This is a genomic window from Flavobacterium sp. (genome assembly GCF_020217025.1).
In the GTDB taxonomy this organism is placed as follows: Bacteria; Bacteroidota; Bacteroidia; order Flavobacteriales; family Flavobacteriaceae; genus Flavobacterium.
Window position 1 is genome coordinate 1 of sequence record NZ_JAIWOF010000236.1, and the last position, 10,000, is coordinate 10,000.

The 10,000-nt window shown below is 33.9% G+C and carries 10 protein-coding genes; 6 read left to right on the plus strand and 4 right to left on the minus strand.

The window, feature by feature from the left end; genetic code table 11:
• The 6 genes from LDL23_RS12485 to LDL23_RS12510 all read left to right on the plus strand — a co-directional run.
• The coding region (locus LDL23_RS12485; protein ID WP_291265998.1) for a hypothetical protein at positions 1-394 on the plus strand (394 nt) is incomplete at its 5' end.
• On the plus strand, positions 391-1,062 hold the full coding sequence (locus LDL23_RS12490) for a TIGR02117 family protein (protein ID WP_291265999.1): 672 nt from the start codon (positions 391-393) through the stop codon (positions 1,060-1,062). The genes LDL23_RS12485 and LDL23_RS12490, both read left to right, overlap by 4 nt.
• A gap of 126 nt (positions 1,063-1,188) precedes the next feature.
• Positions 1,189-3,045, plus strand: coding sequence for a DNA topoisomerase IV subunit B (locus LDL23_RS12495; protein WP_291266000.1), 1,857 nt, complete (start codon positions 1,189-1,191; stop codon positions 3,043-3,045).
• A 70-nt stretch (positions 3,046-3,115) separates the two neighbouring features.
• Entirely contained in the window at positions 3,116-3,550 is a 435-nt protein-coding gene (locus LDL23_RS12500) for a hypothetical protein (RefSeq protein WP_291266001.1), read from the plus strand.
• A 9-nt stretch (positions 3,551-3,559) separates the two neighbouring features.
• Positions 3,560-6,271 (plus strand): DNA gyrase/topoisomerase IV subunit A, encoded by a 2,712-nt coding sequence (locus LDL23_RS12505; RefSeq protein ID WP_291266002.1) that lies wholly within the window; start codon positions 3,560-3,562, stop codon positions 6,269-6,271.
• 108 nt (positions 6,272-6,379) lie between these two features.
• Positions 6,380-8,053, plus strand: a complete 1,674-nt coding sequence (locus LDL23_RS12510; RefSeq protein ID WP_291266003.1) for a formate--tetrahydrofolate ligase — start codon at positions 6,380-6,382, stop codon at positions 8,051-8,053.
• Between the two features lie 67 nt (positions 8,054-8,120).
• Here the strand turns inward: LDL23_RS12510 and LDL23_RS12515 are convergent, their stop codons facing one another.
• From LDL23_RS12515 to LDL23_RS12530, 4 genes are all read right to left on the minus strand, one after another.
• On the minus strand, positions 8,121-8,891 hold the full coding sequence (locus LDL23_RS12515; RefSeq protein WP_291266004.1) for a TerC family protein: 771 nt from the start codon (positions 8,889-8,891) through the stop codon (positions 8,121-8,123).
• A 36-nt stretch (positions 8,892-8,927) separates the two neighbouring features.
• Complete coding sequence (locus tag LDL23_RS12520) at positions 8,928-9,314, minus strand: DNA topoisomerase IV (protein ID WP_291266005.1); 387 nt, start codon at positions 9,312-9,314, stop codon at positions 8,928-8,930.
• Positions 9,315-9,338: 24 nt separating this feature from the next.
• On the minus strand, positions 9,339-9,575 hold the full coding sequence (locus LDL23_RS12525) for a DUF6095 family protein (protein WP_026726253.1): 237 nt from the start codon (positions 9,573-9,575) through the stop codon (positions 9,339-9,341).
• The coding region (locus LDL23_RS12530) for a hypothetical protein (protein ID WP_291266006.1) at positions 9,575-10,000 on the minus strand (426 nt) is incomplete at its 5' end. The genes LDL23_RS12525 and LDL23_RS12530, both read right to left, overlap by 1 nt.

The window sequence follows — 10,000 nt, forward strand, 5'->3', positions numbered from 1 at the left end:
CGATAATGGTAAATATAGGTTCAAAAATGAAACGACTTTTTTAGAAGATAAAATTATTGGAGATTCTATTGAATTTTCAAAAAAGGAAATAGATACTTTTTTTATCTTTTCTGATAAACAAAAAGCGAAACGGATTAATGGTAAGTTGGTTATAAGTGATAAAGATTCCATTTATTGGCAATCTAAATTGGTTTATTTGAATAAAGATAAATTGGTAATTAAGTATTTGTATTCGGATGATGATTTAAGAAAAATGGATTCTATAACTAAAGTAAAATCCAAACAGTTAGATTCGACAACGTATGTGATTTTTCCATCAAGATCTGAATTTAAAAGATTTTTTGAAGTTAAAAACTTTGGTTATGAATCAAAATACAAGAAAATTGCAAAATGAAAATTATCAAAAAGCTGCTGAAATACATAGTGATTTTCATTTTATCATTGGTCACGTATTTGTTAATCGTAACGTTATTGTCTTTTATTTCTGTAAACGAAGATTTGGTTGAAAATCAAAAAGAAATTCCCATTTACATTCTAACAAACGGTGTGCATACCGATATCGTTTTGCCAATTAAAAATGAACATCACGATTGGTCAAACCAACTCAAATTTAAAGAAACAAAATCAAAAGATACTACGTATCAATATGTAGCTTTAGGCTGGGGCGATAAAGGTTTTTATTTAGAAACACCAACTTGGGCAGATTTAAAAACAAGTACAGCTTTAAAAGCGGTTTCAGGATTGAGTTCGTCAGCAATGCATGTAACGTTTTATAAAAATTTGAAAGAGAATCAATCTTGCAAAAAGATTCAAATTTCGTTAGAAAATTATAAAAAGTTAATTGCATTTATTAACGAATCTTTCCAAATCAAATCAGGCGATTTCCTAAAAATTGAAACCGATGCCTTTTACGGAAAACACGATGTTTTTTACGAAGCAAACGGAAGTTATTCATTATTTTACACTTGCAATTCTTGGGCAAACCAAGCCTTAAAAGCAGCCAATCAAAAAGCTGCTCTTTGGACAATTTCGGATAGTGGAATTTTTAGACATTATGAGTAATTAGAAAGTCTTTTTTCTTAACTCTTTTTTCTATCTTCTTAACCATATTTTGTCAATAACTTATCGGATTTTCCTTTCTCAATTTTGGAGATATATACTATATTGCACAAAATCCAAAATCTGTCTATGTTAGAGCAAAATCAATATACCGAAGACAACATACGTTCGCTCGATTGGAAAGAGCACATTCGTATGCGTCCAGGTATGTATATCGGAAAATTAGGTGACGGTTCATCGCCTGATGATGGTATTTATATTCTGTTAAAGGAAGTTATGGACAACTGTATCGATGAATTCGTTATGGGTGCCGGAAAAACCATTGAAGTCACTATCAAAGATAAATTGGTAACCGTTCGCGATTATGGTCGAGGTATTCCGTTAGGAAAAGTGGTCGATGTAGTTTCCAAAATGAACACAGGAGGAAAATACGATTCCAAAGCCTTCAAAAAATCCGTAGGTTTAAATGGTGTCGGAACTAAAGCCGTAAATGCCCTTTCGAATTATTTTCGAGTAGAATCGGTTCGTGATAACCAACAAAAAGCAGCGGAATTTTCAGCAGGAAATCTTACTCTTGAAGAAGACGTTCAAGAAACTACAAAACGTAAAGGAACTAAAGTTTCCTTCATTGCTGACGAAACCATATTTAAAAACTATAAGTATCGTAATGAGTACATCATTAAAATGCTTAAAAATTATTGTTATTTAAATCGCGGTTTAACCATTTATTACAATGGCGAAAAGTACGTTTCTGAATTTGGACTAAAAGATTTATTAGAAGAAAATATTGCCGAAGACGATATGGTATATCCAATCATTCACCTAGAAGGAGATGATATTGAAATTGCCATCACGCACAGTAAATCACAATATTCAGAAGAATACCATTCGTTTGTAAACGGACAAAATACTACCCAAGGAGGAACGCATTTAGGCGCTTTTCGTGAGGCAATTGTAAAAACCATCAAAGAGTTTTACAACAAACCTTTTGAAGCTTCTGATATTCGTAAATCGATTGTTTCAGCAGTTTCGGTAAAGGTTGAAGAACCAGTTTTTGAATCGCAAACTAAAACCAAATTAGGTTCTACTGAAATTGGTCCAAATGGTCCTTCGGTTAGAACGTTTGTGAATGATTTCATTAAAACGAAATTAGATAACTTCTTACATAAAAATCCAGAATTGGCTGATGCGTTATTACGTAAGATTTTACAAGCGGAGCGCGAACGTAAAGAACTTTCAGGAATTAGAAAATTAGCCAAAGACCGCGCTAAAAAAGCCAGTCTTCACAATAAAAAATTACGTGATTGTCGTGTGCATTTAACCGATGCGAAAAATCCAAGAAGTTTAGAAAGTACGCTTTTTATTACCGAGGGAGATTCGGCTTCGGGTTCGATTACGAAGAGTCGCGATGTAAATACACAAGCGGTATTCAGTTTACGTGGTAAGCCTTTGAACTCGTATGGAATGACAAAGAAAATTGTGTATGAAAACGAAGAATTCAATTTATTACAAGCCGCATTAAATATCGAGGAAGACATGGGTGATTTACGTTACAACAATATCGTAATTGCAACCGATGCCGACGTCGACGGTATGCACATTCGCTTGTTGTTGATTACGTTTTTCTTGCAATTTTTCCCAGAGTTGATCAAAGACGGACATTTGTATATTCTACAAACGCCACTATTCCGTGTGAGAAACAAAAAAGAAACGATTTACTGTTACAGCGAAGAAGAACGAGTAAACGCCATTGAAAAACTAAAACCAAAACCAGAAATCACCCGATTCAAAGGATTAGGGGAAATTTCACCAGATGAGTTCAAACACTTCATTGGGCAAGACATTCGATTAGATCCTGTTATGTTAGATAAAGCCACTTCTATTGAAACCTTGTTAGAGTTCTACATGGGTAAAAACACCCCAGACCGCCAAGAGTTTATCATTAACAATTTGAAAGTGGAGTTGGATGTGGTGGAGAAGAATTAGGTAATGATAAAATATAAATCATATATATTCTGGTATTGGAATTCCATTTGTAGCGCTATTGGTTTCTATATTGTTTTATTTTATTGCTATTGCATTTTTTGTAGATTGGGTTTCATGGATGGTGATAAGTTTTGGAATAGCACTTTTTGTTTATAGTTTTAAATGGATAAATAATGAAATGTTTGATATTTATTTTAAAGAGAATGAAATAGAAATCAAATATGTTTACAGAAAGAAGATACAAATTATCAATTATCAAGATTTAATAAAATATACATTTATTGAAACATCTAAGAGTTCTAATAATTCATTTAAAACAAAAGATTTTCATTTTGTCTTTAACAGAGTAGTAGCTAATAATCATTTTATTGAGTTTTATAAATTTTTAAAATCAAAAAACGAAAATTTAGAAATTGAAATTTTTCCATTAAGCTCTAATTTAGAATACTTAAGACAACAAGAATTTGGACTTAGTTATAGAAAAATATTAAAAGAAACATTATAATTCATCGTAATGAAAGACGAAGAAGATAACATCATTCCAAACGAAGACGAAAATTTCGATAATCAAGACGATTCTACTAACGAGGAAGGTTTTGACGATATTCACGTTTCAACGGGACATCATTTTTACGAAAACAACGAAAACCCAGAAGACACCATTACCAAAGTTACAGGAATGTACAAAGATTGGTTTTTGGACTATGCTTCCTATGTAATTCTGGAACGTGCAGTTCCGGCAATTGAAGACGGGTTTAAACCGGTGCAACGCCGTATCATGCACTCAATGAAAGAGTTAGATGACGGTCGTTACAATAAAGTGGCAAATATCGTTGGACACACCATGCAGTATCACCCTCACGGAGATGCGAGTATTGGTGACGCTATGGTGCAAATTGGGCAAAAAGACCTAATTATCGACATGCAAGGAAACTGGGGAAATATCTTAACAGGAGATAGTGCCGCAGCTTCCCGTTACATCGAAGCCCGAATTTCAAAATTTGGACACGATGTGCTGTATTCTCCAAAAATTACCGAATGGGGAATGTCGTACGATGGTCGTCGTGCCGAACCAATTAATCTTCCGGTGAAGTTTCCGTTGTTGTTAGCACAAGGAGCAGAAGGTATTGCCGTAGGTTTATCGACTAAAGTTTTACCTCATAATTTCAATGAGTTAATAGATTCGTCTATCAAAATATTAAAAGGAAAACCTTTTACCTTATATCCTGATTTTCCAACCGCTGGTATTGCTGACGTTTCCAATTACAATGATGGATTACGAGGCGGTCGTGTGCGTGTGCGTGCAAAAATTGGTCAATTAGACAAACAAACTTTGGTGATTACGCAAATTCCGTTTTCAACCAATACGGGAACTTTGATTGATAGTATTTTGAAAGCCAACGAAAAAGGGAAAATTAAAATCAAGAAAATTGAAGACAACACTGCTGCTGAGGTTGAAATTTTAATTCACCTTCCGCCAGGGGTTTCTCCAGATAAAACCATTGATGCATTGTATGCATTCACGGCTTGTGAAACTTCGGTGGCGCCGTTAGGTTGTGTGATTGAAAATCATAAACCTTTGTTTATAGGTGTTTCTGATATGTTGAAAATTTCGACAAACAGAACGGTTGATTTGCTAAAACGCGAGTTGGAAATTCAGTTAGACGAATTAGAAAACAAATGGCATTTCTCTACCTTAGAAAAGATTTTCATTCGTGAAGAAATGTACATTGACTTCAAATTGTATTCCGACAGAGAATCGTTGTACAAATATATGTACGACCGATTTGATCCGTTTTTAAAATCATTTGTTCGTGAAATTAACGATGACGATTTGCAAAAATTAACGCAAATTCCAATGATTCGTATTACACGTTTCGACTCGGATAAAGCCGATGAAGCGATTTCGAAATTGGAAGCTGAAATGGAACAAGTAAAACATCATTTGGATCATATTATTGATTATACAATTGATTTCTTTCAAAAACTAAAAGACAAATACGGAAAAGGTCGCGAACGTCAAACTGAATTAAGAAGTTTTGATAATATTGAAGCTACGAAAGTGGTTTTAAGAAACACAAAATTATATGTAAATCGTGAAGAAGGTTTCTTTGGAACCGGTTTAAAGAAAGACGAATACGTTGCCGATTGTTCTGATATTGACGATGTGATTGTTTTCCTTCGCGATGGAAAGATGATGGTTTCAAAAGTTGATGATAAGAAATTCGTTGGAAAGGACATTATTCACATTGCGGTTTTTGATAAAAACGACAAGCGAACTATTTACAACATGATGTATCGTGATGGTAAAAATGGTTCTACTTTCATCAAACGTTTCAATGTTTCGGGCGTTACTCGTGATAAATTTTACGATTTAACACAAGAAAAACCAGGTTCAATGGTGTCGTATTTCTCAGCTAATCCGAACGGAGAAGCTGAAGTAGTTACCATTTTATTACGCCAAGTAGGAAGCGTGAAAAAACTGAAATGGGATGTAGATTTCTCAGATATTGCTATCAAAGGAAGAGCTTCTCGTGGAAATACGGTGACCAAATATCCAATCAAAAAAATCGAATTAAAAGAGAAAGGAATTTCGACTTTACGTCCAAGAAAAGTTTGGTTTGATGATACGGTACAACGTTTAAATGTCGATGGAAGAGGCGAGTTGTTAGGCGAATTCCGTCCAAATGATCGTTTGTTGATTGTTAATCAATCTGGAAAACTGAAAACCATTATTCCAGAATTGACTACGCATTTCGATGAAGATATGATCGTATTGGAAAAATGGAATCCAAACAAACCGATTTCCTGTATTTATTATTGTGGAGAAAAAGACCGATACTTCGTAAAACGTTTCTTAGTTGAAAACGAAAACAAAGAGGAAATCTTCATTACGGAACACGAAAAATCGCAATTAGAAATTGTTTCTACCGATTGGCGACCAGTTGCTGAGGTAATTTATGCCAAAGTAAAAGGTGTTCAAAAAGAAAATCAAATCGTTGATTTAGAGCAATTTATTGCGGTGAAAGGAATTAAAGCTTTGGGTAACCAATTGACGACAGATAAGGTAAAGCAAATTAATTTGTTGGATCCATTACCATATGAAGAAATTTTGGAAGAACCAGAAGCACAAACTGAAGCTACAGATGAAAGTGAAGGTGCTGATATTCAGGATTTCAACATAGAATTAGACGATGACGGACAAATTACGTTGTCTTTAGAATAAGATTCTGACCTGCAAGGTATTTTACTTTGCAGGTTTTTTTTATTGATTTTTATCATTTTTCATCCCAAATAAAACACTTAATTTCGCCCTAAATTAAAACACAACAACATGTCAACATTCCCATCAGACATTGAAATTGCGCAAAATGCAACAATGTCTCATATTAAAGATATTGCCAAAAAAATCAACATTTCAGAAGATGATTTAGAATTTTACGGCAAGTACAAAGCCAAATTACCACTACACTTACAAAAAGAAAACCCAAAAGGCAAACTGATTTTAGTTTCTGCCATGTCACCAACGAAATATGGTGAAGGTAAAACAACCATGTCTATCGGTTTGACGGATGGTTTGAATTACATCGGTAAAAAAGCGATTGCGGTTTTACGTGAACCTTCGCTTGGACCTGTTTTTGGTTTAAAAGGTGGTGCTGCTGGTGGTGGTTATGTGCAAGTGTTACCCATGGAAGATATCAATTTGCATTTTACAGGTGATTTTTCAGCGATTGAAAAAGCGAATAACTTGCTTTCTGCGGTGATTGATAACAATTTGCAAAACACGAAATATTCTTTAAATCTCGACGCAAAATCGATTGCATGGAAACGTGTGATGGATATGAATGACCGTTCTTTACGTCAGATTATTATTGGAGTAGGAGCGAAAGCGAATGGTACCATGCGTGAAGACGGTTTCAATATTACACCCGCTTCAGAAGTGATGGCGATTTTATGTTTGGCAAAAGATTTAGAAGATTTGAAATTCCGATTAGGAAATATATTTGTTGGAAAAACGTTAGATGGAAAAGCTATTTTCGCTCGTGATTTGAATGTAGTAGGAGCCATGGCAACTTTATTGAAAGATGCGATTAAACCTAACTTAGTGCAAACGATTGACGGAAATCCAGCCATTTTGCACGGTGGACCATTTGCTAGTATTGCACAAGGAACGAATACAGCAATTGCAACTAAAATGGGCTTATCGTTAGGTGATTATGTAGTAACAGAAGCCGGTTTTGGTGCCGATTTAGGTGCCGAAAAATTTCTTCATATCAAATGTGAACAAAGTGGTTTGAAACCCGATGCTGTGGTTTTAGTAGCTACGATTAGAGCTATTAAGCATCACGCGGGATTAGCTGCTGAAGATTTTAAAACGGAAAACGTAAGCGCGATTGAAAAAGGCTTCTGCAATTTGGAAAAACACATTGAAAACATGCAACAATTTGGATTAAATCCTGTAGTTTGTATCAATGCTTTTCCAGATGATACGCAAGCAGAATATGATAAATTGAAGGAATTGTGTACTTCAAAAGGTGTAAGTGCTATTGTAAACACAGCTTTTGTTCAGGGTGGAAAAGGTTCGGCTGAAGTAGCGCAAAAAGTAATTGAAGAAATTGAAAAAGGAACAGCCAATTACCAACCATTATACCAACCATCGGATAGTATTGAGCATAAAATTAATGTGGTAGCCAAAACGATTTATGGTGCGAATTCAGTAGAATTTTCTCCAAAATCAAAATCGCAGTTAAAAATGATTAACGACTTAGGTTTTGGTCACTTTTCAATTTGTATGGCGAAAACACCAGCGAGTTTTTCTGATAATGAGAAGTTAATTGGTCGCCCAACAAATTTTGATATTACGGTTCGTGAGTTTGAAATCGCCAGTGGTGCTGGATTTATTGTGCCACTTTTAGGTGAAGTAATGCGAATGCCAGGTTTACCAGCGGTACCAAATGCGGAACGAATTGATATTGATAATAATGGTCTGATTACAGGATTGTCGTAATCACATCTTCTATAAAATAAAAATGTCCCGAAAATATCGGGACATTTTTTATGTAATAACTTTTTAATTAGTTTTTCTTACGCATTTTCATGTTTATAAATTCAACAGCCAATGAAAAAGCAATTGCAAAATACAAATAACCTTTAGGAACTGCTCCCACATGTTGCCCTGCTAATTGTGCATTAGATAAATGCATGCTTTCAGTAATTAACATAAATCCGATTAGAATTAAGAAAGCTAAACCTAAAATTTGAATCGATGGATTAGCATTTACAAAATTCCCAACAGGTACTGCAAACAACATCATGATTCCTACAGAAATTACTACGGCAGTAATCATAATTACTAAGGCACCTTCGATACCGTTTGTCATACCAACAGCTGTTAAGATACTATCAACAGAGAAAATAATATCAATTAACAAAATTTGACCAATTACACTTGCAAATGATTTAGCTGCAGAAGTTTTAAGTTCTTTCTCTTCTTCACCTTTGTGGTCTACTTTTTCGTGAATTTCTTTGGTACTTTTGTAAATTAAGAACAAGCCTCCAAGTAATAAAATTAAAGCTTGACCTGTAATATCTGCTGAGAACCAACCAAAGTCAAAACTAAACCATGGCGCTTTCATGGCAATTAATAAAGTAATTCCGAATAGCAATGCGATACGCATAAACATGGCTAAGAAAAGTCCTATTCTAGTAGCTTTTTTACGTTTTTCTTGCGGTAATTTTCCCGTAACAATCGAAATGAAAATGATGTTGTCGATACCTAAAATAATTTCTAAAAAAGTTAAGGTCAAAAGTGCTATCCAAGCATCGGGATTTAAAAATACTTCCATTTTTATGTTTTAGTTTTAAAACTAGTTATACGTCGGCTAGTTTAGTTTTGTTACAGTCCCGCGTTGTTTTTTTGAATCTCCTACAAAAGAATATTCAAATGTATAGGAATTCGCATTGGTAGTCAAAATTTTCATTTGAACTGCTTTTTTCTCTTCTCTATTTTTTGGATGAGTATTTTGCATAATGTATTCGCAATCATTTGTCCATCGAACTTTAAAAGTGTCTATTTTTCCTTCGTATGTTTCAATTTGAATAGAATCGTTTCGTTCGAATGTGCTTGCGTATTTTTTGCCTTCGATTTCAGTTTCTGATGTGAATTTACCAGTTTTGAAATCTTTACAATTACGTTCTTGATTGTAACAAGAAGTTAGCAATGTAAGTAGTAATAAACTGCAAATAGAATATTGTATTTTAAATTTCATAATTAATTTTTGAAATTGATCTTGTTATTGATTGTTTTTATCACCATCAAATAAGCTTTTAACTAAAGTCATAATTCCTTTAAATATCAAAAACATAGCTGCTAAGGCAATAATAATTCCTAATGCTAATATGTAAGGGTATAAAGGATGCTTTTCGTTTTTGAAAGCACTATTAATAATGATTGGGCCAAGAAATAATAAAGGCAAGGCACCTGAAAGATATTTTATCCCTTTTGCTAATATGTTTTTATCTGTTGCCATTAGAAATTAATTCGAAGTCCAACTCCGTTAGCATTATTCACTAGATTCAATTCGAAATTATCACCTAAAGTTTTCTTTTGTTCTTGTAAACCCGAATTATAAATATCAACACTATTTTGAACCATTTTCTTTCTTCCCGATAAAATTGGAATCGAAATTGCCATTAAACCTACACCAGCATAGGAAATAACAGTTGGATATTTCTCATTTGATACCAAACCTTTTACTAAATCAGCTACAGTTCCACCAATTCCTAAACCAAGCAAAAAACCACCAAGCGATTCTTTCGTTTTGGCTTTTTTAAATAAATGCAACGCTTTTAAATCGGTTTTCATTAAAGTTTTAGTTTCAAAAGAAGATAATTGTTCTCCGTCTTGATAAATTTTCCCGTTTGTATACTCTAATTTTTGAGCAAACGATATTGA

Bases quoted from the DNA above. Each gene is read 5' to 3' on its own strand.
- LDL23_RS12520 (WP_291266005.1), bottom strand. From the start codon at position 9,314: ATGAAATTTAAAATACAATATTCTATTTGCAGTTTATTACTACTTACA.
- LDL23_RS12490 (WP_291265999.1), top strand. From the start codon at position 391: ATGAAAATTATCAAAAAGCTGCTGAAATACATAGTGATTTTCATTTTA.
- LDL23_RS12515 (WP_291266004.1), bottom strand. From the start codon at position 8,891: ATGGAAGTATTTTTAAATCCCGATGCTTGGATAGCACTTTTGACCTTA.
- LDL23_RS12510 (WP_291266003.1), top strand. From the start codon at position 6,380: ATGTCAACATTCCCATCAGACATTGAAATTGCGCAAAATGCAACAATG.
- LDL23_RS12495 (WP_291266000.1), top strand. From the start codon at position 1,189: ATGTTAGAGCAAAATCAATATACCGAAGACAACATACGTTCGCTCGAT.
- LDL23_RS12505 (WP_291266002.1), top strand. From the start codon at position 3,560: ATGAAAGACGAAGAAGATAACATCATTCCAAACGAAGACGAAAATTTC.
- LDL23_RS12525 (WP_026726253.1), bottom strand. From the start codon at position 9,575: ATGGCAACAGATAAAAACATATTAGCAAAAGGGATAAAATATCTTTCA.